Source organism: Bartonella sp. MR100HLJHH (assembly GCF_042194215.1).
GTDB classification, from domain to species: domain Bacteria; phylum Pseudomonadota; class Alphaproteobacteria; order Rhizobiales; family Rhizobiaceae; genus Bartonella; species Bartonella grahamii.
In genome coordinates this window covers 1-1,275 of the sequence record NZ_JBHIMR010000065.1, presented here as the reverse complement: position 1 = coordinate 1,275, position 1,275 = coordinate 1, and the positions used below count along the sequence as shown (strand labels likewise).

1 pseudogene is annotated in these 1,275 nt (G+C 28.9%); it reads right to left on the bottom strand.

From position 1 onward, the window contains the following. A pseudogene (locus tag ACFIJ7_RS09480) lies at positions 1–197 on the bottom strand (hypothetical protein); the annotation flags it as partial. Between the last annotated feature and the right edge of the window lie 1,078 nt (positions 198–1,275).

Here is a 1,275-nt window from a genome sequence, read left to right as displayed (position 1 = left end):
TCAATAAAACCGCCGAGGTCCCCCGCCTTAACATCATCAAAATCTCTTAGAGCACGTATACGGTGTAAAGTAAGACCATCAAAAGTGAATTTTTCATTGGTAAATTCGTATTTTTTTGCAGGCTTTTGTTGATTAACAGGCGCGGTTTCATTTGCAATGGAAGAGATAACGGGGGTGGTTTTTGAGATATTTGTCATAATTAAATCCTACATGATTTAGTGTTTTCAATTGACAGCCTATAAAGGCGCCGGGTGTTGAAAACACGGCATGTAGTCCGTTGTTATGCCTTCCTCATAAGAGTATTGTATAGCATAACCACACCCGACAAAATCATCATATATGCTAATTAGAGCATAAAAGATAGCCAGTTTTATAATAGGATTAGGTTTATCGCAACCTTTTCGCTACATGCTTAGTGTTTTCATCACTTGGTTATTTATGTAACAAAATACGTATTTATTGTCAATTTTTATTTTGTCTTTTTTGATATTTTTTCTTGTTTTTTTAAATACGTTGTGTATTCATAATATATTATGCTTATTAATTGCTTCTTTTATATTTATGTGCTTTTAAAGCTATATTATGGGCTTTATAAAACGACTGCGTTATTTTCTGAATCTATACATTTATAATATTTAAAAAACGCTCTCATAATGCGTATTTTTATCTTTATAACCTATCAATTTTTTACTAAATGAATTTTAAATTTTTTGTGAATTTTGTTTATAAGGGTCTTTAATTTAAACAACCTATATTAAACGCACTCTATAAACACAACCTGTAATATATATTTTGTAGGGGTTTTGGGGGTGTTTATATTTTTTTCAAAAATTAGGGAATTAAAAGCGTAAAGTGATATAAGTATTCACAACAAAGCTTTTGAAAACAATAAAGCTATCATTTTAGATTACGGTATAACCTCTTAAAGCCAATGTAAAAGAAGCGTATTCACTTTAAGATGGGATTTATTAAAAATCTTAAAGCAATCAAAATAAGAGTATTTAAAAGTGCAAATGATTTTTTTTAGAATGACGCATATAAACTATTCTTTTAAAAAGGGATACTCAATAATAATTAGGTCAATAAGTTATATTAATAGTGAGAATTTTATTCTTTATTGATTCTATTAGTTTTTTCTCTATCTCTCATCTTTTTTGAGCTTTTTTATAGCTTCAAGAGCGAGTTTTTTACGGTCTGTGCTCTTTATGTAGAGAAAAGTTAGAGTATTTTTAACTTTTCATATAATTATTCTTTGAAAAGGTCAGAGTGCGTTCC